Below are 21,831 nucleotides of genomic sequence, written 5' to 3'. Positions count from 1 at the left end.
CCGAGGACGCATGCATCCCATCCGCCGGTGTGCAGTCGGCTGGGCGGTCGGCTGGCCGGTCGCCAAGCCGTCGGCGGACGTGGGTACGCTCGGTACGAGTCGTCGGGAGGGGCACTGATGGGAGGGGCATCCGTCACGGACACGATCTACGAGGTGCTCGAGGCCCAGTTGGGCGGCGTGCGTCTGCAGGTCGAGCTCCAGCGTCGGTTCACCGCGTCGCTGGCCGCGAGCGGGATCCCCTTCATCCGCTCCCTCGTCGTGCACAACGAGTCCGGGACAGAGCTGCGCGGCGTGCGCCTGACGGCCGAGCTCGCCGTCGCGGGCCGCCCGATGATCCACTGGGAGCACGAGCTCGCGGGTCCTCTTGCGCGAGGCGGAGCGACGCGTCTCGACGATCCTCGTCTGTTCGACGTCTTCCTGCCCACGCTGACCTCGGCAGTGGAGGCGACGCCCGGCACCCTCGGCCTCGAATCCGTCGTGCAGGGTGTCGACGCCCATGGGGCCGGCGCGGCCACGCCGGGTCCCAGCATCCTGGCGGCACTCGACATCCGCGCCGTGAACGAGTTCCTCAACTACCCGGGACTGCACGGCGCGCTCGCCACGTTCGTGCAGCCGAACGCCCACTCGGTCACCCGTGTCCTCCGCGCGGCGTCCGAATCGCTGCTGAAGAGCACCGGCAGCTCGTCCATCGACGGCTACCAGTCGGGCGCCGAGCGAGCGTCCCAGATCGCAGGAGCCCTCTACGAAGCCCTCCGCGCCGCCCGGATCAGCTACGTCAATCCGCCTGCGTCGTTCGAGAGCACGGGGCAGAAGGTGCGCACCACGGATCAGGTGCTCACCGACCGGCTCGGCACCTGCGTCGACCTGGCGGTCATGTACGCCGCCTGCCTCGAGGCGGCGGGTCTGATGCCGCTCGTCTTCCTCACCGCCACCCACTCCTTCGCGGGCTTCTACGCCACCGAGCTGTACGGCGAGACCGCCGTGCTCGAATCCAGGAACACCATCGCCAACCTCGTCGAGATCGGCCAGGCGCAGGCCGTCGAGCTGACCGGCATCGGGCCGGGAGCCGCCAGCCGGGACTTCCGCAGCGCCCTCCGGGCGGGGTCGGACCAGGTGCGCACCGGATTCGACGAGCTCCGCAGCATGCTCGACATCACCCGAGCACGGCTCGACGGGGTCCGGCCGATGGCGACCTTCGGACTGGACACCCCCGACGGTCCCGACCTCGACAGCCGTTCGGAGGCCGAGCTGCAGGCCGCCATCGACGCCGAGCGTCCCTTCGTCTCCCACTCCACCCTTCGCGAGCTCAGCGGCGCCGATGAGGAGATCGTCCGCGGAGTGCTCGAGCGCCGGGACGACTCCCCCGCGCGCTTCCGAGCCTGGAAGCGCGATCTGCTCGACCTCAGCCTGCGCAACCCACTGCTCAACATGCCGAAGTCCTCGAAGGTGATGGACCTCGTCGTGCCGCCCGGGATGCTCGCCGCGCTCGACGACGTCGTGCACTCCGGCAAGACCGTGCGGCTGCTCGGCGGCCTCGATTCGAGCGACCTGCAGAAGCTCGCCGGCTACCGCGCCGCGACAGAGATCGCGCCCGATGTGATGCGCACCCTCTTCGGCACCACCCGCTCCGTGTTCTCGCTGAAGGACGACACCAAGCACCGCGCTCAGCTGCGCACCATGAAGCGCGAAGCCGACACCCTCGAGCAGGAGACGGGCTCCAACTACCTCTACCTGGCCCTCGGCTCGCTGGTTCACGAGAAGCCCGGCGGCGGCGAGGCGAGGGCACCGCTCTTCCTGCTTCCGGTGCGCATCACCGGCGGCCTCGCCCTCGCGCCGTACGCCTTCAAGCTCGACGGCGAGGACGTCGCCCAGCCCAACCTCTGCCTTCTCGAATGGCTGACCAGCACGCAGGGTCTGGAGCTGCCGGAGCTCGCCAACCCCGCCATCGACGACACCGGCATCGCGATCGGCGCGGTGCTCGCGGGCATCCGCAAGCGCCTCCTCGACTCGGGCATGCCGTTCCGGATCGAGGAGACCGCGAGCCTGGCGGTCCTGCGCTTCTCTACCTTCCAGATCTGGAAGGACCTCGACGAGAACTGGCGGACCCTCGGCGCGAATCCGGTGGTCCAGCATCTCGTGGAGCGCCCCGGCGAGACGTTCGTCGACCCGGTCGGCAGCTCGCTCCCCCCGATCGACGAGCAGAACCTCCGCCTGCCGATCGCGGCGGACGGCACCCAGATGGCCGCGGTGGTTCGCGCGGCGCAGGGGCAGTCGTTCGTGCTCGAAGGCCCTCCCGGCACCGGCAAGTCGCAGACCATCACCAATCTCATCGCGCACGCCCTCGCCGAGGGCAAGAAGGTGCTGTTCGTCGCCGAGAAGCAGGCGGCCCTCGAGGTCGTCAAGCGACGACTCGACGCGATCGGGCTCGGCGCGTTCTGCCTCGAGCTGCACGGCGCCAAGCAGTCGATGAAGTCCATCCGCGATCAGCTCAAGGCCTCCCTCGAGCTCGCGAGCACCGCGGACGACGCGCTCTGGGCGATGACGGACTCCCGGCTGCGCACCACCGTCGCGGCACTCGATCGCTATCCCCCGCTGCTGCACGGCGTCAACGCCGCAGGTCAGTCGCTCTGGTCGGCTTACGACGCGAAGGCGCTTCTCGGTGACGGCCCCACGGCGCTGGTCCCTGCGGGCTGGGTGGCGTCGAACGGACTGCTCGATGCGACGACCATCACCCGCGACTTCGCCGATGCCGCGTCCCGGATGGGCCTCACCCGCGGCTACGCGTGGCTGCTCGTCGGAGCGGTCGACGGCGCCGCACTCGACCTCGACGCGATGCGATCCGCACTCACCGAGCTGGAGGCAGCGCACCGACGACTGTCGGATCTCTCGCCCGAGTGGTCGGCCGGCCTGCCCCAGACGCCTCCGGGGTCCGCACTGCACGACGTGCTCACCCTGCTCAGCGCGCGCGCCGCGGGTGGCGTGCCGGATCGGGGCGAGCTGGCCGCCATCGACCGGCCCAGCTGGCGGGAGGCGGTGGCTGATGTGCGACGCCGGGTCGCCGAGTTCCGGGACCTCCACGCCGCGACCATCGCGGCCGCTGCACCCGGTCTCGTCGAGGCGGCCGACCTCGCCGAGCTCCATGCGCATTCGGTCGAGCTCGACGAGAAGGTGCTGTTCCGTGAGATGCGCCGTCGCGGCACCCTCGAGCGGGTCGGCTCCCTGCTGTCCGGGGGCGCGACGGTCGGCGGGCCGCAGCTGACCGATCTGCTGGCCCGCACTCTCGCCCTGCGGGACGCCGCCCTGCCTCTGGCGACGGAGGCGCGGTCCATCGCCGGCCTGCACCTGCCCACCGACTGGCAGCCGTACGGCGATGCCGCCCTCGCCGCTTTCGATGCGGCAGCCGACGTCTCGCGCGCCGCCGTCGCCCTGGGCGGATCGGCTCCCGCGGCGTGGACCGCCATGCCCGCCACGACGACGAGCGACGACGCCGTGCTGCGCGACGTCTCGCAGGCGTGGGACCGCTGGATCGCGTCCCTGCACGGCGGCGACCTCACGGTCCGGCAGTGGACGTCGGCCGGGTCGCGCGACTGGCTCGCGGCCTGGGCCTCCGATTCTGCGGTGTGGCAGCGGGACCTCGATGCCACGGCTCTGCTGCAGCCCGAGCGGATGACCGAGCTGCGTCGGCTGCTCGCCGACCTCGAGGGCTGCGACCTCCCGGCCTTCGCGGGTCAGCTCGGCGCGGTCGAGATCGCACCCGACGAGGCGTCGGAGGCGCTGATGCGCGGCGTCGCCGCAGCCTCCCTCATCGAGCGGACCTCCAGCACCGGCCTCGACCGCTTCGATCCCATCGCCCAGGACCGGGTCGCGGCCGGCTACCTCGATGCCGCCGTGCTCAGCCGCGAGCTGCTCAAGAAGGTGGGGCCTGCCACCCTGCTGGCTCAGCGTCCGTTCCGCGCCGACGGGCTGCGGGGCGAGGTCGCCGAGCTGGCCCGCCAGATCGAGCGCAAGCGCGGCGGCCTCACCTTCCGAGAGATCACCAGCCGCTACCCCGACGCCCTGCAGGCCATCTCCCCCTGCTTCCTGATGAGTCCCGGGTCCGTCGCGCACTACCTCGACCCGGCAACCCTCGGCTTCGACCTCGTCGTCTTCGACGAGGCGTCCCAGATCAGGGTCTCCCAGGCCATCGGCGCGATGGGTCGTGGACGGTCGGTCGTGGTCGTCGGCGACTCGCGTCAGATGCCCCCGACCCGGGTCATGCAGGTCGAGGCAGCGCCCGGCACCGACAGTCCAGAGGAGGTCGTGATCGAGGATCTCGAGAGCATCCTCACCGAGTCGGTCGAGTCGGGACTCCCGCAGCTGTGGCTGGGCTGGCACTACCGCAGCCGAGACGAGAGCCTCATCGCGTTCTCGAACTCGCACTACTACGACGATCGCCTGGTCAGCCTGCCCTCTCCCGGCGTCGATCCGCAGGCTGGGGTGACCTGGCGTCGTGTCGATGGCAGGTTCGATCGCGGACGGACGCGCACCAACGAGGTCGAGGCGCGAGCCATCGTCGACGAGATCGGCGCGCGTCTGCGCGATCCCGCGACCGCCAAGGAGTCCATCGGCGTCGTCACCTTCAACATCCAGCAGCGCGATCTCATCCTCAACCTGCTCGAGGACAGTCAGGATCTGGTGATCCAGAAGGCGCTCACCGCGGAGCCCGGTCTCGCGCTGTTCGTGAAGAACCTCGAGAACGTGCAGGGCGACGAGCGGGACACGATCCTGTTCTCGCTCGCCTTCTCGGTCGATCCGTCGACGAAGCTGCTGCCGCTCAACTTCGGGCCGCTCAACCTCGACGGCGGCGAGCGGCGGCTCAACGTCGCCATCACCCGGGCCCGCAAGCAGATCGTCCTGGTCAGCTCGTTCGATCCGGCCGACATCGACCTGCGCCGCTCGAACGCCCGCGGCATCGCCGATCTCCGGGCTTACCTCGAGTTCGCGGCGGGACGCAGCACGGTCGTAGCCGCGCCCGCAGAGTCGACTCCGCACAGCCGCTTCGTCGAGGAGATCGCCGCTGCGCTGCGCTCCCGCGGCTTCGAGACGCACGTCGGGCTCGGGATGTCCGCCTTCACCGTCGACGTCGCCGCCCGGCGTCCGGGCGAGGACTTCTGGCGCCTCGCGGTGATGGTGGACGGGCCGGCCTGGAGCTCTCGACCGACCGTGGCGGACCGAGAGGGCTCGCCTCTGCTGCTGCGCGATGTGATGGGCTGGCGCGAGGTGCGGCGGGTGTGGCTGCCGGGATGGATCCGCGATCCGGAAGGCGGCTTGGAGGCCCTGGTCACCGCGCTCTCGACGGCGGATCCGGTGGCACCGCCGAAGCGGATGCCGAGCGCGTTCGCGCCTCCCACCGCTGCTTCCAGCGGTGCGGCTGCGCCTGCCCCTGTCGTGCGCAGCCGCAACTCGGTTCCCATGCGATCCGCGAGCGAGGCCACGTCCGCGCCGCCCGCGACGCTGCGGACCGTCGGCGCGAACGCGCGACCCGCGATCGCGCTGAGCGCCTTCACCCCGGCGCCGGACACCGCGATCGCGTCGTCATCCGTTCTCGAGAACATGCGGATGGCCGCGCCCGCGGCAATCCGGATCGCGGCCGAGATCCTCGACATCGAGGGCCCGATCCCGCTCCACCGGCTGGTCGGCATCGTGGCGAAGCGGTTCGGCGTCGCGCGCCTCACCGAGGGACGGCGCGACGATCTCACCAAGGTGCTCGGTGCGGGGTTCCGGATCGTCGACGACTTCGCCTGGCCGCAGGGCGTCGACCCCAAGACCTGGCGGGGCGCCCGCACGGTGGCCTCGTCGGATGATCGGGCCCTCACCGAGGTCAGCCTCGAAGAGGTCATCAACGCGATGGAGCTCGTGCTGCGCGAGTCGTTCAGCATGACCCGCGACGACCTGATCCGGGAAGCCGCGGATGTGCTCGGCTATTCGCGGATCAGCGAGCAGGCGCGCACGCGGATGACGAAGGCGATGACCCGCGGTGCGCTGGCCGATCGCTTCCGCGACGACGGCGAGCGCGTCCGCCTCGAGTAGCGATCGGACGACAGACGCGAACTGCCCAGTTCTGCCGCCTGAGACGCGTGTCGGGCGGCAGAACTGGGCAACTCGCTGCGGACTCAGGCCGAGAGGGCGGAAAGCTCGTCGTCGGTCAGGACCAGGTCGGCGGCGAGCACCGAGTCCTGGATGCTGCGCGCCTTCGAGGCGCCGGGGATCGGCACGACGACGGGTGCGAGGGCCAGCTCCCAGGCGAGGGCGACCTGCTGCGGGCTCACGCCGTGCGCGTCGGCGACCTGCTGGAAGGCGTCGTTGCTGGATCCGAGCTCGCCGGCCTTGCCGATGCCGCCGAGCGGGCTCCACGGGAGGAAGGCGATGCCGATCTCGTTCGCGTACTCGAGCTCGGACTGGCTGCTGCGGAAGGAGGGCGAGAACCGGTTCTGAACCGAGACCAGGTTGCCGTCGAGCACCTGCTGGGCCTCGCGGATCTGATCCACCGAGGCGTTGGAGATGCCGGCCATCCGGATGACGCCCTCGTCGAGCAGATCGCGCAGCGCGCCGACCGAGTCCGCATAGGGAACGGCAGGGTCGGGGCGGTGGAACTGGTAGAGCCCGATCGCGTCGTCGCCGAGCCGTGCGAGGGAGGCCTTGGCCGCCTCCTTCAGGTAGTCGGGGTGCCCGTTCTGGGTCCAGCGGCCGTCGCCCGGTCGGAGGTGTCCGCCCTTGGTCGCGACGAGCACGCCGGTCGTGTCCCCGGACCAGCTGCTGATCGCCTTCGCGAACAGCGTCTCGTTGTGGCCGACCTCGTCCGCATGCCAGTGATAGGCATCCGCGGTGTCGAAGAAGGTGACGCCGGCGTCGAGCGCGGCGTGGATGGTCTCGGTGGACTGGGCCTCGCTGGGCCGTCCCTCGATGGACATCGGCATGCCGCCGAGTCCGATGGCGCTGACGACCTGGCCGCCGATCACTCGCTTGTTCATCTGTTTCCCTTCGCTCTTCCGGACCGATGAGGATCCGGATCGGATGCTGTCCTGCGTGGTGCTGTATGCGTGATTCCGTGATGACGCGTGCTGATTTGACGGATCAGCTGAGACGCGTCTGGTCCTCCGACTGATCGGCGTTGTCGTCGATCTCCTTGCTCCGCTGGGCGAGCTCCTCCTCCGCGGTGCCGCTCAGGTGGCCCATCGCGGCGTCCGCGGCGATCTGCTCCTCGAGGCCGCGACGCTTCTCGTCGTCGGTGCCCGTCGTGCCCTCTCCGGTGGAATGGACGTGGGGGTCGCCGGAGCCACCCGTGGTGTTGGCAGCGCCGGCGGTGTCGGCGGCCGATATTCCCTGTGATTCGCTCATGGGCTCATCGTGGCACCGCAGCTTGGGAGCGCGGTGTTCGCGCCCCCGTTCGCTTCAGCGGCCTGCAATCAGCGTGCGGAAGCCGCCTCGACACTTGTCCAGCCGGCCGCCGGAGCGACATGCTGCACGATCGTCTCGAGCAGGTGGGCGTTGTAGTCGACGCCGAGCTGGTTGGGCACGGTGATGAGCACGGTGTCCGCCGCCTGCACGGCAGCGTCGTTCGCGAGGTCGCGCGCGATCCTGTCCGGGTCCCCGACGTACGTCTTGCCGAATCGGGCGAGACCGCCGTCGAGGTGGCCGACCTGGTCCTCGCTGCCCTCCTCCTCCATGCCGCCGAAGTACATCCGGTCGGTGTCGTTCACGATCGGCAGGATGCTGCGGCTGACCGACACCCGAGGCGTGTGAGCCCAGCCGGCCTCGTTCCAGGCCGCGCGGTAGAGCTCTATCTGCTCGGCCTGCAGCTCGTCGAAGGGAACCCCCGTGTCTTCGGTGAGGAGCGTCGAACTCATCAGGTTCATGCCCTGCTGAGCGGCCCAGATCGCCGTCTGCCGGGTGCCGGAGCCCCACCAGATGCGATCGGACAGCCCATCGGACTGCGGCGTGATCGCGAGCGCCGTGGACCGGCCGGTCATCTGCGGGTTCGACTGCGCAATGCCGGCGCCGGCGATCGCCGCGCGGAACACCTCGGTCTTCTCGCGCGCATCATCGGCGTCCGTGCGCCCCTCGGCGGGAACGTAGCCGAAGGCCTCGCTGCCGCGGATGGCGGTCTCGGGCGAGCCGCGGCTGAGTCCGAGCTGCAGCCGCCGGCCGCTGATCAGATCGGTGATCGCGGCCTCCTCGGCCATGTAGAGCGGGTTCTCGTACCGCATGTCGATGACGCCGGTGCCGAGCTCGATCCTGGACGTGCGGGCTGCCATCGCGGCGAGCAGCGGGAACGGCGAGGCGAACTGCCGGGCGAAGTGGTGGACGCGCACATACGCGCCGTCGGCGCCGATCTCTTCCGCCGCGACTGCCAGCTCGATGGTCTGCAGCAGCGCATCCGCCGCCGTGTGCACGAGTGATCCGCGCACGGGCTGCCAGTGGCCGAAGGAGAGGAATCCGATGCGCTTCACCCTGGCTTCAGCAGTCCGGAGCGGGCGGATATTCCCCGAGTCCCGCGGACTCTTGCGCCGGACGCCCGCCAAGACGAGACTCGGCGCAAACGGATGGAGCTTCGATGGCGAACGAGGTGGACTACTTCGAGATCGGCGGTCCGGATCCGGAGAGCGCGAAGGCGTTCTACGGCGGCCTGTTCGACTGAAAGTTCGGCGATGGCACGGCCGGCTCGTATTCCGCCATCAACGGTCAGGCGGGCGGGCTGTGGGACACCAGCGAGATGGGCTCGCCGAGCTGGGCGATCTTCTACGTGCACGTCGCCGATGTGGCGGAGGCGGTGGCGAAGGCGGTCGAGTTGGGCGCGACCGTAGCGATTCCGCTCATCGACAACGGCCAGATCCGGTTCGCCCACCTGCTGGATCCCGCCGGTCGACGCTTCGCGGTCTGGACCCCGAACAGCTGACTCGAGCCGCACGCGCGGCCCATGAGCCGTCGGATCGGCCTGCGTCGGGTCAGGCTGCGTCGGGTCTGGCTGCGTCGGTTCAGGCTGCGTCGAACGCCGCCTGAAGGTCGGCGATGACGAGCCTCTGCATGCCGAACATCGCCTGCATCGCCGCGTTCGCCCTGGCGCGATCGGGGCTCGACTGCAGCTGTCCCAGCTGCCGCGGCACGATCTGCCAGGACAGGCCCCAGCGGTCCTTCAGCCAGCCGCACTGGCTCGGCTGTCCGCCGTTTTCGATCAGCGCGTCCCAGTAGCGGTCGATCTCCTCCTGGCTGTCGACCTCGACGAAGAAGGAGAACGCCTCCGTGTGGGGGAACTGCGGGCCGGCATTGAGCGCCTGGACCGGGATCCCATCGAGGGTGAAGGAGACCAGGAACGCGGCGCCGGGTCGCACATCCGGGACTCCGGAGGGCGCCCGGGAGATGTCGCCGAGGGTCGAGTTGGGGAAGAGCGAGACGTAGAACGTCGCCGCCTCTTCCGCCTCGTCGTCGAACCAGAGGAACGGACTGATCGAGACCATGACGCGCCTTTCGCTGATCGATCGCGCCGTCGCGACCCTGCCGCCAGCGTACCCAGTGCGTCGGACAGGATGAGGACGTCCTCGAGCGGCGTCAGCGGTGCCCGCGCCCGAGGCGGTACGACCTCGGGCGCGGTCTCGGAAACGCGACCCGAGGGCTACTGCGAGGCGGCGTCGAGGGCGGCCAGCTCGTCGGCGCTCAGCTCGAGCGTGGCGGAGGCGAGCAGGTCGGGCAGCTGGTCGACGGTGCGAGCGCTGGCGATCGGCGCGACCACGGTGGGCTGCTGACGCAGCCAGGCGAGCGCGGTGCTGGTGACGCTCGCGCCGTGCGCGGCGGAGACATCATCGAGCGCGGCGAGCACTGCGGTGCCGCGGGCGTCGAGATACTTGGCGGCCGATCCGGCACGCACGCTGTCGACGGAGACACCCTCGCGGTACTTGCCCGTGAGGAAGCCGCTGGCCAGGGCGAAGTACGGCACGACGCCGAGTCCATATCGCTCCGCGCGCTCGCGCAGGCCCGACTCGAAGTCGCGCTCGACCAGGTTGTACTGCGGCTGCAGGGCGACCGCCCGGTGCAGGCCGTTCGCCTCGGTGACCGCGAACCACTCGTCGATCCGCTCGGGGCTGTAGTTCGAGATCGCGATGTAGCGAACCTTGCCGGCGTCGACCAGCGCGGAGAGCGCGCCGACCGTGTCGGCGAGCGGCACCGTCTCGTCGTCGAAGTGGGCGTAGTAGAGGTCGATCCGGTCGGTCTGCAGACGCTCGAGCGAGGCGTCCGCGGCCGCACGGATGTTGTCGGGCGCGAGCCCCTTGTAGTCGGGGTGCTGGCTGACCTTGGTGGCGATGACGACGTCGTCGCGGTTGCCGCGGGAGGCGGTCCAGCGGCCGATGATCCGCTCGCTGTCCCCACCCGTGTTGCCGGGAACCCAGGCCGAGTAGCCGTCGGCGGTGTCGACGAAGTTGCCGCCCCCTGCCACGAAGCCGTCGAGGATGTCGAACGAGGTCTGCTCGTCCGCGGTCCACCCGAAGACGTTGCCGCCGAGGGAGAGCGGGAAGACGGCGAGGTCGGAGTCGCCGATCCTGGTCGTGGGCGTTGAGCTGCTCATGTGGGGTTCTCCTCATCGTTCGGGCGTCCGGGTGAGACGATGCCGCGCGGTCCCCCGATGTGGCCGCTCTAGGGGACAACAGGGAGTGAGGCCCTGCATTCCCCTCGATGTCGAAGGCATCCGCCGACCACGGGTCACGGGTGCAGTTCGGACCCGCCGCACTGTCGGAGGTTGCCCGTATGGTCGAGGCACGGCGGCGGAGTCTCTCGAAGGCGGAGTTTCTCGAACGAGCAGACGCCGAGAACGAGGGGGCATCGCCGATGTATCTGAGCAGGGCGGACGACGGGATCGACACCGTCATCTACAGCGCCACCGATCTCACGAATGCCGCGAAGTGCGAGTGGGCGCTGCTGCGTGCGCTCGACGCCAAGCTCGGTCGCGTGCCGGCGGTCGAGGAGCCGGAGGACTCCATGCTCGCGCGCGCCGGCCGGCTCGGCGACGCCCACGAGGCGCGCGAGCTGGCCCGGCTTCTCGAGCTGCACGGGGCGCACACGCCCGGCTCCCCTGGCGGGGTCGCTGAGATCGATCGGCCCGACCTGCGGGATGCCGCCCAGCTCGCGGCGGCCGTCACCGCCACCCAGGACGCGCTCCGCGACGGAGCCGACGTCGTGTTCCAGGCCACCTTCTTCGACGGCCGCTTCGTCGGCTTCGCCGACTTCCTGATCCGGACCGGTGGTGCCGGTGCCGGTGAGGGTGCCGGCGCGGATGCCTCGGAGGAAGACGCATCCCACGCGAACACCGGATTCGTCTACGAGGTGTGGGACACCAAGCTGGCCCGCCGCGCCAAGGTGACAGCCCTCATGCAGCTCGCCGCCTACGCTGTGCAGCTCGAGCGGCTCGGGATCCGAGTCTCCCCCGTCGTGCACCTCCTGCTGGGCAACGGCGTCGTCACCGACCATCGGCTCACCGACGTGCTCCCCGCCTTCGAGCACCGCCGAGCCCGATTGCAGGAGATGCTCGACGATCGTCTCGCCGCCGGCGCCGCCGTGGAGTGGGGAGACTCCCGCTACGTGGCCTGCGGCCGCTGCGCGACCTGCCAGGTCGAGATCGATGCCCGCCGCGACGTGCTTTTGGTGGCCGGCGCACGCTCATCGCAGCGCGCTCGACTGGCGGATGTCCAGGTCACGACCATCGACGAGCTGGCGTCCAGCACGGGAGCCGTGCACGGCATCGGCTCTGGACCGCTCGCGGCGCTGCGTGCGCAGGCGGCGCTCCAGGTCCGCGGCGAATCCGCGCCGGGTGGCACGGTGCTCTACGAGGTCTACAACCCGCTTCCCCTGCGCGCCCTGCCCGCTCCCGATGCCGGCGACATCTTCTTCGACTTCGAGGGCGACCCGCTGTGGTCCGACGCGGCTGGCCGCGACTGGGGTCTCGAGTACCTGTTCGGCGTCGTCGACCACGATGCCCCCGCCCATGATGGCGCCGAGCGCACGGGACGGGTCGAGAATTTCCGGCCGTTCTGGGCGCACGACCGCGACGAGGAGAAGGCCGCGCTCACGGCGTTCCTCGACTACGTCACCGAGCGGCGGCGCCGCCACCCGAATCTGCACATCTACCACTACGCCAGCTACGAGCGCACCCACCTCCAGCAGCTGACGGCCCGCCACGGCGTGGGCGAGGCGCAGCTCGACGCCCTCCTCGCCGCCGATGTGCTCGTCGACCTGTACCCGGTCGTCAAGCGGAGCATCCGCATCTCCAAGGCCTCCTACAGCTTGAAGAAGCTCGAGCCGCTCTACATGGGCAGCCGCCTGCGCGAGAGCGAGGTCAAGGACGCAGGTGCCTCGATCGAGCAGTACGTCGAATACACCCGCGCCCGTGAGCGCGGGGATCTCGCCGAGGCAGATCGACTGCTGGCGGCCATCGCCGACTACAACGAATACGACTGCGCGAGCACGCTCGGGCTGCGCGACTGGCTGCTGGCCCGCGCCGGCGAGAACCACGTGGCCATCGACACCGAGTCCCGCGCCCTTGCCGAGCTGGCGATCGCCTCCGCCGCGCCCGCCCTGCTGGCCGAGACGCCGCTGCACGCCGCACTGCTCGAGTCGGTCCCGGTCGACGCGCTGCGGCGCACCCCGGACGAGCAGGCGCTGGCCCTTGCGGCGGCCGCGATCGAGTATCACCGCCGTGAGGAGAAGGCGTACTGGTGGGAGCACTTCGCCCGGCAGCTCGACGAGCCTCAGGACTGGGCGGAGCAGCGGGGCGTCCTGCTCGTCGACTCCGACACGTCGAGCGTGACCGGGGAATGGTTCAAGGAGCCCGGTCGGCAGGAGCGACGCCGGCTCAGGCTGCGGGGTGCGCTCGCGGCCGGCAGCAGGCTCGAGCCCGGCGACCGCCCGTTCCTGATGTACGACCGACCCGCCCCCAGCTGGGCGGACGAGCTGCCCGCCGGTCGCCGCCCCGATCACCCGTCGACCTCCGTCGTCTCCGTCGAGTCGGTCGATGGCGAGTTCGAGGTGGTGATCGACGAGCTCAAGAAGGGCACCGAGACCTGGCAGCAGCTGCCCATGGCCATCACCCCCGCCTCGCCGCCGCCGCCTCGGGCGCAGGCCGCGGCCATCCTCGAGTGGGGTGAGCAGGTGCGCGCCGCGCTCCCCGGCTATGCCGCGAATGCCACCTTCGACATCCTCCGTCGCACTCCCCCGCGCCTGAAGCCGCGGTTCAGCGCGCTGGCCGAGACCGGGCCGCTCGTGCCGCCGGCCGATGCCATCGTCGCCAGCGCGCTGAGCCTCGACAACTCCTACCTCGCGGTCCAGGGGCCCCCTGGATCCGGCAAGACCTATGTCGCCGCCCAGGTGATCGCGCGCCTGGTCGTCGAGCACGGCTGGCGGATCGGGGTGGTCGCGCAGTCGCACTCCGTCGTCGAGAACGTCCTCGCGGCCACGCTCGCCACCGGAATCGACCCCGCACTCGTCGGCAAGAAGCCATCCAAGGACTCGCCGCCCACATCGTCGGATGGCCCGGGCTGGACGACGCTGGGTTCCGACGGACACGCGGCGTTCCTCGCGGCGCACGCCGCCAGCGGCTGCGTGATCGGCGGCACCGCCTGGGACTTCGCGAACACGAAGCGGGTGCAGCGTCGCGAGCTCGATCTCCTCGTCATCGACGAGGCGGGGCAGTTCTCGCTCGCCAACACCATCGCTGTGGGCGTCAGCGCGCGCAACCTCCTGCTGCTCGGCGATCCGCAGCAGCTGCCGCAGGTCAGCCAGGGACTGCACCCCGAGCCGATCGACACCTCGGCGCTCGGCTGGCTCGCCGACGGGCACGACGTCCTGCCGCGGGAGTTCGGCTACTTCCTTGCGGAGTCGTGGCGGATGCACCCCGAGCTGTGCCGGTCCGTCTCCGACCTGTCGTACGAGGGCGCGCTGCGCTCGAAGCTCCCCGAGACCACCGACCGGCGGCTCGACGGCATTCGCCCGGGACTGCACGCGGTGCCCGTGGAGACCACGGGCAACGCCACCGAATCCCCCGAAGAGGCGGACCGCTGCGTCGCCATCGCGCAGTCGCTCCTCGGGCGGGCGTGGACCGATCCGTCGCAGGACCGCGTCGATTCGCCGCTGACGGCGTCGGACATCATCGTCGTCGCCCCGTACAACGCGCAGGTCGCGAAGATCCGTGAGCGTCTCGATCAGGCGGGGCTCGAGGGGACGACGGTCGGCACCGTGGACAAGTTCCAGGGACGGGAGGCGGCCGTGGCGATCGTGTCGCTCACGGCATCCTCCGCCGACGATGTGCCGCGAGGGATCGATTTCCTGCTGATGCCGAACCGACTCAACGTCGGCATCTCCCGGGCGAAGTGGGCGGCCTACCTGGTGCACTCCCCCGCGCTGCGCGAGTACCTCCCGCACACCGCCGAGGGCCTGTCCGAGCTCAGCGGCTTCCTGCGCCTCACCGCCGAGCGCATGGACCCTGAAGACGCCGACCCTGAGGACGTCGACCTCGTCGGGAGCGCCATGGCAGGCGCGACCCGATAGATGGCGGCTCAGTAGAGGAAGATGCGCAGCCAGTCCGGATTGTGGGCGTGCACCAGCACCAGATAGACCACGAGGTCGAACAGCAGGTGGACACTCACCACGTAGCTGAGCGACTTGGTCTTGGTGAAGATCCAGGCCTGGAGCATCGCGAACGGGATGGTGATGAGCGGGCCCCAGCCGCGGTAGCCGAGCTCCCAGAGCACCGAGATGAAGATCACCGCCTGCAGCAGGTTGGCCTGCCACATGGGCAGATGACGACGCAGCAGGGTGAAGATCGTTGCGACGAAGAACAGCTCGTCCCAGATCCCGACGACGATCACTCCGATGAGCAGCTTGCCCAGCACCTCGGGTGAGTCGGCGGCCGGCCAGTTCTGCCACACCCCCGAATTCAGGAAGTAGAACGGCAGGATGAGCCAGGCGAGGAACAGGGCCACGCCGAGGTAGATGCGCTCGATCCTCGACCAGGGGCGTCCGGTGCGGACCGGGAAGCGGATGGTCTCATTCCGATAGAGCTTGCGGTCGACGAGGAACGGCGCGAGCACCGCGAGCGCGAGCACCGCCCCGGTGGAGAGCATGTTCGACCAGCTGAGATCCGCCTTCAGGGTGATGAGCGCCGCGATCGTCAGGCCGACGCCGACGAGCAGCAGATCCTTGAAGAACTCACGGCCGACGGGCCACGCCGCGGCGACGCTGGCGACGAGCAGCAGGTGACCTTGCACCGGCAGGTGGACCGCGAACAACAGGACTGCAGAGATCGCGACGCCGGTCGCCGGCGCGACGGCCCATCTGCTGACGACGGTCGAGACTCCGGCCGAGAGGGCATCACTCGTCATGCCCCATGTCTACCGGGTCGCCGGGGCGCGCATGTCCCGCACCGCGACCGCCTTCGTGCCCGCTCCCCACATCTGGGGGTGGGTCCGGCTCCCAGCGGAACCAGCTGGGCGGTGCCTGGGAGATGAGTGCGATCCCCTGATCCGGGTTGCCTCCGACCCCGAGCGGGGATTGGCTTGTCACGGGCTCCACTCAGGTGCTCGTGACAAGCCGAAAGGACGAACATGACCCAGACATTCCCCGACGGGCTGAAGGACCAGACCGACCGCGGAGACGAGATCGGCGCGTTCGCCACGGAGGTCGGCGAGTTCGACGACTTCCCCGATTCGGGCGGCAAGCCGATCTTCGACGGATACTTCGAGACGTCCATCGAGGAGAACCGCACACGGTATGAGCGCGCATGGTCCGAGTACTCCGCCAGCCCCGAGCCATCGGTCTCCTGACCTCCGGCCCCGCTGCTCACGGATAGTGTGAGCACAGGCGAACGGATCGGATCGGGGACGCGTGGACAGCAGGCAGCGCGCGGTCCTCCTGGTCGCGATCCTCGCCTCCTTCGTCAGCTTCCTCGACGGCTCCATCGTCAACGTCGCCCTGCCCGCGATAACCGACGAGCTCGGCGGCGGTGTGGTCACCCAGCAGTGGACGCTCGACGCCTATCTGCTCACCCTCGGATCGCTCATCCTGCTCGCGGGAGCCATCTCGGACTCGTTCGGTCGGGTGCGGGTGCTGTTCGTCGGCCTCATCGGCTTCGGCGCAGCGTCGCTCGCCTGCGCGATCGCGCCGACGGCGGGATTCCTCATCGGCGCCCGCGGCGTGCAGGGCTTCGCCGCCGCGCTGTTGGTGCCGAGCTCGCTCGCGCTGATCACCTCCACCTTCTCGGGGGTCGCGCAGGCGAAGGCGATCGGCCGCTGGACCGCCTGGACGGGCGTCTCCTTCATCGCCGGACCCACCCTCGGCGGGGTGCTCGTGGACACCATCGGATGGCGGTGGATCTTCGCCATCAATGTCGTGCCGATCCTCGTCACGCTCTTCTTCCTTCGACGCGTGCACGATCCGGCGCGGACGTCCGCGCCGAACCGGATCGATGTCGTCGGCGCAGTGCTCGTCGCGCTCGGTCTCGGCGGACCGGTGTTCGCCCTCATCGAGCAGGGCCGACTCGGCTGGGACAGCCCGGCGGTGTTCCTTCCTCTCATCGTCGGCCTGCTCTGCTTCGCCGGGTATCTCGTCTGGGAGCGGAGGGCGGCTCATCCCATGCTGCCGCTCGAGCTGTTCTCGGTCCGCAACTTCGCCTTCGGCAACATCGCCACGGCCTTCATCTACTCGGCGCTCTCCCTCGGTCCGCTGGTGGTCACGCTCTTCGTGCAGCAGGTGATCGGCCTGAGCGCCATCCAGGCCGGCCTCATCTCGCTCCCGGTCGCGCTGATCTCGCTGTTCGTCGCCGGCCCCATCGGCACGCTGGCTGGCAGGTACGGGTCGCGCATCTTCATGACCGTCGGCCCGCTGATCGCGACGGCGGGATTCCTCGTGATGCTCACGGTCCGGGAGCCGTTCAATGTCTGGCTCCAGCTCCTGCCGGGGATGCTGCTCTTCGGCCTCGGCCTGTCGATCACCGTCTCGCCCCTGACGGCCGCCGTGCTCGGATCGATCGAGCCCGCTCACTCGGGGATCGCCTCCGCGGTCAACAATGCTGTCTCGCGCGTCGCCGGCCTGATCGCGGTCGCCTTCGTGGGGACCATCGTGGGGGGTCAACTCGGTTATGACGGCTTCCATCGTGTCGTGCTGGTGGCCGCCGCCCTGATGGCGCTGGGCGCGGTGGCCTCGTTCATCGGCATCCGCCGGGCGCAGCCGACGGCTCTGCCCACCGTCGAATCCAGCCCGGGCACCGCGTCGAGCGGCACCGGCACCTCATCCGCCGATTCGTCCGCGGCTCCGGCGACCGGAACCGCCTGAATCGAGCCGCGGCCTCCCGAAAGGTTCGAATGACCACCGCTTCGCCCACCCTGATCGACATCGACCTGCCATCGGAGATCCCCGGCGCCAGCCCAGCGCTGCGCGGCGTGCTCGGCATTCCTGCCGGTGAGGGGCCATGGCCGGGCGTGGTGATGGTGCACGAGGCGTTCGGCCTCGACGACGTCATGCGGCGGCAGGTGGTGCGGATGACCGCCGCCGGCTTCCTCACCCTCATGCCCGATCTGTACACGGCGGGCTCGACCCGGAAGTGTCTCACAGCGACCTTCCGCGCGATCTCGGCCGGCCACGGCAGGGCGTTCGACGACGTCGAGACCGCTCGTCGGTTCCTCGCGGCGCGCGACGACTTCAGCGGGCGGATGGGGCTCATCGGCTTCTGCATGGGCGGCGGCTTCGCCCTCGTCGCGGCCTCGGGCCACGGCTTCGACGCCGCTTCCGTCAACTACGGCATCCTGCCCAAGGACGTCGAGGGCACGCTCGCAGGCGCGTGCCCCGTGGTCGCCAGCTACGGCCGCAAGGACGTCACGCAGCGCGGGATCGCCACGACGCTCGAGCGCACCCTCACCACGCTCGACATCCCGCACGACGTCAAGGAGTACCCCGAGGCGGGCCATGCGTTCCTCAACGAGGCCGAGGCGGGGCCTGCGGCACTCCGCCCGATCATGAAGGCGATCATCGGCGTCGGCCCCGAGCCCGGCTCCGCGCGGGACGCGTGGGAGCGGATCGATGGCTTCTTCCATACCCACCTCGACCCGCAGGATTGACTGCAGGAGCCGGCAGAGGACAGCTGCAAATCGGGAAGAGGAGATCAGCATGGCGAAGGTGACGACGGCCGAAGACCTCGGCATCGATCTGACCGGGGGCGGCGCGGAGGCGCTCTACCGCTGGTTCCTGGCATCGATGCTGTTCGGCCGGCCCATCCGTCAGGAGCAGGCGGCCGAGACGTACCGAGCGCTGGAGAAGGCAGGGCTCACCAGTCCGAAGCGCTTCGCCGAGCACGACCGGGAAGGCCTTCGGCACATCCTCGATCAGGGCGGATACGGGCGATTCGACTACCAGATGACCGATGCCCTGCATGAGACCATGGCCACGATCGCCGAGAGCCACGGCTCAGTGTCGGAGCTGGTCAAGCACGCGCAGTCCCGTGCCGACCTGGAGAAGAAGCTCGATGAGCTGAAGGGCGTCGGCCCGAAGACCATCGAGATCTTCCTCCGCGAGGTGCCGGCCGAGATCGTCGGCAGCGCGCACTAGTCCGCAGGAACGGTGGTCTGCACCCGGCCCGACTCCCAGCCGGGTGGCGCAGGATCGCCTCATGCGTCCGACACCCGTGAAGCCCGCCGCCGGCCAGGAATCCGTCTGGGACTACCCCCGTCCGCCCCGCGTCGAGCCGAGTGACGAGCGGATCGTGCTGCGGATGGGCGACACGATCATCGCCGACACGACCGATTCGGTCCGCGTGCTCGAGACGAGCCATCCGCCGGTCTACTACCTGCCCCGGTCGGCCTTCGCGGCCGGAGTCCTCCAGCCTGCCGCCGGCTCCTCGTACTGCGAATTCAAGGGCGCGGCCGGGTATCTGTCGCTCGTCGGCGGCGGCCGCAGGGCGGATCGCGCGGCCTGGTTCTATCCCACTCCGAGCCCCGGCTTTGAGGAGCTCGTCGATCGGGTCGCCGTCTACCCCGCAGCCGTCGACTCGTGCGAGGTCGCCGGCGAGCAGGTCACGCCGCAGGCGGGCGGCTTCTACGGCGGATGGATCACGTCTCGGGTCGTCGGCCCGTTCAAGGGCGAGCCGGGCACCCTGGGCTGGTAGCCGATCGCTCACGTCTGACCCCTCGGGCATCGATGCCCTCGAGCGCCCGGTTCAGCGCCGGGACACCGTGGTGACGGCGGAGACGAGGCGCTCCAACGGCCCGCGTCCGGCGAACCGCCGCCATAGCGTCGCGAAGGCGATCGCGCCGGCGATCAGGGCGATGAGCAGGGCGAGTCGCTCCCCGTCCTCGCCGCCGTCGGCCCAGACCTGCCGGAAGACGGCCAGGATCGCGATCTGCACGGTGTAGATCGTGAGCGGCATCGCCCCCACCGCGCCGATGGGCCAGCCGATCGCGCGGGCGACCGGCCCGATCCGGGGTGCGGTCGTCGACAGCGTGAGCCCGCCGATCACCAGGACGGCGAGCCCGCCGGCGCCGAACATCTCCCAGACGGTGTCCGAGTGCGCACTGGCGTCCGTTCCGAGCAGGGCGGCTCCCCCGTAGCCGATCGTCGACGCGACGGCGCCTCCACCGATCATGAGCAGCTGGGTGCTTCGACGGGTCAGGTCGCTGCACGCGGCGATCAGCCCGACGAGCAGGTAGACGATCCAGAGCACCCCCGGGTAGTAGCCGCTGTAGAACCAGTCGGACGGCAGGAAGAGCAGCGGATCGCCACCCACCGCCTCGGTGGTGCTGCTGGGAACCCCCGGCAGCACCGCCGTGGCGAGCGCAGCGAGCGCGAAGGCGACAGTGGCGAGGCCCGATCGACGAAGGAAGAGCAGCGGCACCAGCACGACGTAGAACGCACCGTACGAGTCGAGGATGATCGCGATCCCGCTGTCGAAGGTCCGCAGCAGCAGACCGAGCGCGATGAGGAACAGCGCTCGGAGCAGCACGGAGACCCGCACGGACGCTCGGCTGGGCCGTTCGGTCGGCGCGGATCCACCGCTGATCAGGCCGAGCGAGACCCCGGCGAGGGTGGCGAAGAGCACCGAGGAGCGCCCGTCCGAGATCGTCTCCGGCCAGTCCGAGGGCACGAGATGGGCGACGAACATGCCCATCACCGCGAGGCCGCGCGCCACGTCCACCCCGACGATCCGGCCGCCGTCGCCTGCCGTTCGGATGCCGGGCGGGTGAGGTCGCGCATCCGCCATCCGCACTCCTCGCTTGCCATCGCCGGGCCACGTTCCGAAGCGCCACTGTAACGGCGAGACGGAGGGGGTCGCTGGGTGGACACCGGCGCCTGGCGCATGGCGGCGCTGTCTCCGCCGGGAGCAGACGGCGCGTCAGAGGAGGTAGTCGTCGAGCGCGAGCCAGCGCACCCCGGTCGAATGGGCGAGCAGCAGCGCTCGAAGCTCCACTCCCGCCAGCGCGGCGCCCGCATGCAGGGTCCTCGCCCACAGGCGGTCGTCGTCCGTGACCGCGCGCTGCCCGCGACGCTCGATCACGAGCACCATCGCGTGGGCGTCGAGCACGTCGTAGCAGCCGCAGAACATGGGGACCATCCGCTCGGCGTCGTCAGCCTCCGGCCGGTCGGGCAGGCCGTCGACGGGCATGATGTCGCGCATCGGGCGCTGGAACTCGTCGAGGAAGATCATCCAGAAGCGGTGCGAGTCGGCGCGGCCGACGAGGCTCGAGATGAAGTCCTGAAGCGCGGAATCGGTGGTCAGGGCGACGCCGGATGGGCGAGGAGTGCGTGTCATCCTTCCAGGGTGGGGACCCAGACGAACGCATAGCGGCCAGCGGACGGATCTGTGCAGAACAGCGAGCTCCATGGACCTGGGGACGAACGGGAGTCGCCGTCCGCGGAGGCCCGGACGGCCGGGATGCTGCCGATCAGACGCAGGTCTGGGCGACCGCCACGAGTGCGGCTCGGTCGGCGTCGTCGATGCCCATGGCGTAGGTCGTCAGGACATCGGCGAACCGGTCGGCGTAGGCGCACCGATACGCGGCGTCGGGGGGCAGCCAGTCGGCTGGGCCGGAGTCGGACTTCGAGGCGTTGGTCGGACCGTCGACTGCCAGCAGGTTGAGCGGGTCATTGGCGAAGGCGAGCCGCTGATCGGGGGTCCAGCCCGCGGCGCCGTGCTGCCACGCCCAGGACAGGGGCACGATGTGGTCGATCTGGACGGCCTCGGAGGTGCCGTTGCCGCGCACGAAGTCGATCGTCGTGGCGGTGTACGGGTCCTTGAGCTCGCCCGTGGCGACGACGCAGTCGCGGGTGCCCGCCTTGAAGGTGACCGCGGTCAGGTCGCGAGCGAGGATGTCGTTGCGCGCGTCGCAGCCGTTGCGGTCGGGATCCTTCCAGCCGTCGCCGAACTGCGCGCGCTCGTAGCCGGCCACCGAGGCCGTCGCGGCCACAGGCAGAGCGGCGATCTGCGCGAGCAGCGGGGTGTCCAGTGCGGGCGCGCCGGCGGCCGGATCCGTGGCGGTGGAGGACGCGGTCCCGGCAGGAGCATTCTGAGCGGCGCTGTCGGTGCTGCTGGCGGCGGTGCTGTCCGAACTGCTGGCGGCCGGCCGATCGGCGGCAGCGCCGGGCAGGGCGGGAGCACCGTTGAGCATCCAGGCGATGGCGGCGATGACGGCCAGCACGACGAAGGCTGCACTGAGGGCCGGGGTGCCGGCCATCGGCGAGCGGCGTCGCGAGCGACTCACTGTGGTCACGGCGTCAAGCTAAGTTCCGATCCGACGAATCGGGCGGAGGCGCGGCGCGGGCGTGCCG

Annotated in this window: 17 protein-coding genes; 8 read left to right on the top strand and 9 right to left on the bottom strand. The window is 70.2% G+C overall.

The annotated features are described in order from the left end of the window. Nucleotides 1-117 precede the first annotated feature (117 nt). The gene (gene proA / locus E6C64_RS02170) at nt 118-6,069 is read left to right on the top strand and encodes an anti-phage protein ProA (RefSeq protein WP_136425963.1); all 5,952 of its coding nucleotides are present in this window, start codon (nt 118-120) and stop codon (nt 6,067-6,069) included. Between the two features lie 83 nt (nt 6,070-6,152). Here the strand turns inward: proA and E6C64_RS02165 are convergent, their stop codons facing one another. The 3 genes from E6C64_RS02165 to E6C64_RS02155 form a co-directional block, all read right to left on the bottom strand. Continuing rightward, nucleotides 6,153-7,010 carry an aldo/keto reductase gene (locus E6C64_RS02165; RefSeq protein ID WP_136425962.1) on the bottom strand — a complete coding sequence of 286 codons (858 nt, stop codon included), beginning with the start codon at nt 7,008-7,010 and terminating at the stop codon, nt 6,153-6,155. 103 nt (nt 7,011-7,113) lie between these two features. Continuing rightward, nucleotides 7,114-7,377 (bottom strand): hypothetical protein, encoded by a 264-nt coding sequence (locus tag E6C64_RS02160; protein WP_136425961.1) that lies wholly within the window; start codon nt 7,375-7,377, stop codon nt 7,114-7,116. A 68-nt stretch (nt 7,378-7,445) separates the two neighbouring features. Continuing rightward, complete coding sequence (locus E6C64_RS02155; RefSeq protein WP_136425960.1) at nt 7,446-8,489, bottom strand: LLM class flavin-dependent oxidoreductase; 1,044 nt, start codon at nt 8,487-8,489, stop codon at nt 7,446-7,448. A 263-nt stretch (nt 8,490-8,752) separates the two neighbouring features. Between E6C64_RS02155 and E6C64_RS19185 the strand changes: the two genes are divergently transcribed. Continuing rightward, nucleotides 8,753-8,935 carry a VOC family protein gene (locus E6C64_RS19185; RefSeq protein WP_199240933.1) on the top strand — a complete coding sequence of 61 codons (183 nt, stop codon included), beginning with the start codon at nt 8,753-8,755 and terminating at the stop codon, nt 8,933-8,935. Nucleotides 8,936-9,014: 79 nt separating this feature from the next. Here the strand turns inward: E6C64_RS19185 and E6C64_RS02145 are convergent, their stop codons facing one another. Together E6C64_RS02145 and E6C64_RS02140 are read right to left on the bottom strand one after the other, a co-directional pair. Continuing rightward, complete coding sequence (locus E6C64_RS02145; RefSeq protein WP_136425959.1) at nt 9,015-9,494, bottom strand: VOC family protein; 480 nt, start codon at nt 9,492-9,494, stop codon at nt 9,015-9,017. A gap of 155 nt (nt 9,495-9,649) precedes the next feature. Beyond that, on the bottom strand, nt 9,650-10,597 hold the full coding sequence (locus E6C64_RS02140; RefSeq protein WP_136425958.1) for an aldo/keto reductase: 948 nt from the start codon (nt 10,595-10,597) through the stop codon (nt 9,650-9,652). A 179-nt stretch (nt 10,598-10,776) separates the two neighbouring features. Between E6C64_RS02140 and E6C64_RS02135 the strand changes: the two genes are divergently transcribed. Then, nucleotides 10,777-14,568: a TM0106 family RecB-like putative nuclease gene (locus E6C64_RS02135; RefSeq protein WP_332908211.1), complete on the top strand. Its 3,792-nt coding sequence runs from the start codon at nt 10,777-10,779 to the stop codon at nt 14,566-14,568. A gap of 8 nt (nt 14,569-14,576) precedes the next feature. On the opposite strand, the gene E6C64_RS02130 is transcribed toward E6C64_RS02135, so the two are convergent. Beyond that, nucleotides 14,577-15,401: a CPBP family intramembrane glutamic endopeptidase gene (locus tag E6C64_RS02130; protein ID WP_136425957.1), complete on the bottom strand. Its 825-nt coding sequence runs from the start codon at nt 15,399-15,401 to the stop codon at nt 14,577-14,579. Nucleotides 15,402-15,623: 222 nt separating this feature from the next. On the opposite strand from E6C64_RS02130, the gene E6C64_RS02125 reads away from it, so the two are divergent. The 5 genes from E6C64_RS02125 to E6C64_RS02105 all read left to right on the top strand — a co-directional run bounded on the left by E6C64_RS02125 (nt 15,624) and on the right by E6C64_RS02105 (nt 19,174). After that, nucleotides 15,624-15,842 carry a hypothetical protein gene (locus tag E6C64_RS02125; protein WP_136425956.1) on the top strand — a complete coding sequence of 73 codons (219 nt, stop codon included), beginning with the start codon at nt 15,624-15,626 and terminating at the stop codon, nt 15,840-15,842. A gap of 61 nt (nt 15,843-15,903) precedes the next feature. Beyond that, on the top strand, nt 15,904-17,349 hold the full coding sequence (locus E6C64_RS02120; protein WP_136425955.1) for an MFS transporter: 1,446 nt from the start codon (nt 15,904-15,906) through the stop codon (nt 17,347-17,349). Between the two features lie 29 nt (nt 17,350-17,378). Next, nucleotides 17,379-18,131: a dienelactone hydrolase family protein gene (locus tag E6C64_RS02115; protein ID WP_136425954.1), complete on the top strand. Its 753-nt coding sequence runs from the start codon at nt 17,379-17,381 to the stop codon at nt 18,129-18,131. A gap of 49 nt (nt 18,132-18,180) precedes the next feature. Then, nucleotides 18,181-18,618, top strand: coding sequence for an HhH-GDP family DNA glycosylase (locus tag E6C64_RS02110; protein WP_136425953.1), 438 nt, complete (start codon nt 18,181-18,183; stop codon nt 18,616-18,618). Between the two features lie 61 nt (nt 18,619-18,679). After that, nucleotides 18,680-19,174, top strand: a complete 495-nt coding sequence (locus E6C64_RS02105; protein WP_136425952.1) for a DUF427 domain-containing protein — start codon at nt 18,680-18,682, stop codon at nt 19,172-19,174. A 51-nt stretch (nt 19,175-19,225) separates the two neighbouring features. Here E6C64_RS02105 and E6C64_RS02100 read toward each other — a convergent pair whose 3' ends face one another. The 3 genes from E6C64_RS02100 to E6C64_RS02090 form a co-directional block, all read right to left on the bottom strand. After that, nucleotides 19,226-20,266 carry a DUF418 domain-containing protein gene (locus tag E6C64_RS02100; RefSeq protein WP_136425951.1) on the bottom strand — a complete coding sequence of 347 codons (1,041 nt, stop codon included), beginning with the start codon at nt 20,264-20,266 and terminating at the stop codon, nt 19,226-19,228. Nucleotides 20,267-20,398: 132 nt separating this feature from the next. Further along, nucleotides 20,399-20,815: a hypothetical protein gene (locus E6C64_RS02095; RefSeq protein WP_136425950.1), complete on the bottom strand. Its 417-nt coding sequence runs from the start codon at nt 20,813-20,815 to the stop codon at nt 20,399-20,401. A 133-nt stretch (nt 20,816-20,948) separates the two neighbouring features. Continuing rightward, complete coding sequence (locus E6C64_RS02090; protein WP_233255412.1) at nt 20,949-21,773, bottom strand: HNH endonuclease family protein; 825 nt, start codon at nt 21,771-21,773, stop codon at nt 20,949-20,951. Nucleotides 21,774-21,831 lie beyond the last annotated feature (58 nt).

It is taken from the genome of Naasia lichenicola (assembly GCF_004801885.1).
Classification (GTDB): Bacteria; Actinomycetota; Actinomycetes; order Actinomycetales; family Microbacteriaceae; genus Naasia; species Naasia lichenicola.
Note: the sequence above shows the minus strand (reverse complement) of the source record. Positions and strands in the feature narration are given on the sequence as shown.

Excerpts from the sequence above, each read along its gene's own strand:
- E6C64_RS02100 (WP_136425951.1), bottom strand. The coding sequence starts at position 20,266 with ATGGCGGATGCGCGACCTCACCCGCCCGGCATCCGAACGGCAGGCGAC.
- E6C64_RS02140 (WP_136425958.1), bottom strand. The coding sequence starts at position 10,597 with ATGAGCAGCTCAACGCCCACGACCAGGATCGGCGACTCCGACCTCGCC.
- E6C64_RS02135 (WP_332908211.1), top strand. The coding sequence starts at position 10,777 with ATGGTCGAGGCACGGCGGCGGAGTCTCTCGAAGGCGGAGTTTCTCGAA.
- E6C64_RS02110 (WP_136425953.1), top strand. The coding sequence starts at position 18,181 with ATGGCGAAGGTGACGACGGCCGAAGACCTCGGCATCGATCTGACCGGG.
- E6C64_RS02130 (WP_136425957.1), bottom strand. The coding sequence starts at position 15,401 with ATGACGAGTGATGCCCTCTCGGCCGGAGTCTCGACCGTCGTCAGCAGA.
- E6C64_RS02165 (WP_136425962.1), bottom strand. The coding sequence starts at position 7,010 with ATGAACAAGCGAGTGATCGGCGGCCAGGTCGTCAGCGCCATCGGACTC.
- proA (WP_136425963.1), top strand. The coding sequence starts at position 118 with ATGGGAGGGGCATCCGTCACGGACACGATCTACGAGGTGCTCGAGGCC.
- E6C64_RS02115 (WP_136425954.1), top strand. The coding sequence starts at position 17,379 with ATGACCACCGCTTCGCCCACCCTGATCGACATCGACCTGCCATCGGAG.
- E6C64_RS02145 (WP_136425959.1), bottom strand. The coding sequence starts at position 9,494 with ATGGTCTCGATCAGTCCGTTCCTCTGGTTCGACGACGAGGCGGAAGAG.
- E6C64_RS02105 (WP_136425952.1), top strand. The coding sequence starts at position 18,680 with ATGCGTCCGACACCCGTGAAGCCCGCCGCCGGCCAGGAATCCGTCTGG.
- E6C64_RS19185 (WP_199240933.1), top strand. The coding sequence starts at position 8,753 with ATGGGCTCGCCGAGCTGGGCGATCTTCTACGTGCACGTCGCCGATGTG.
- E6C64_RS02125 (WP_136425956.1), top strand. The coding sequence starts at position 15,624 with ATGACCCAGACATTCCCCGACGGGCTGAAGGACCAGACCGACCGCGGA.
- E6C64_RS02095 (WP_136425950.1), bottom strand. The coding sequence starts at position 20,815 with ATGACACGCACTCCTCGCCCATCCGGCGTCGCCCTGACCACCGATTCC.
- E6C64_RS02160 (WP_136425961.1), bottom strand. The coding sequence starts at position 7,377 with ATGAGCGAATCACAGGGAATATCGGCCGCCGACACCGCCGGCGCTGCC.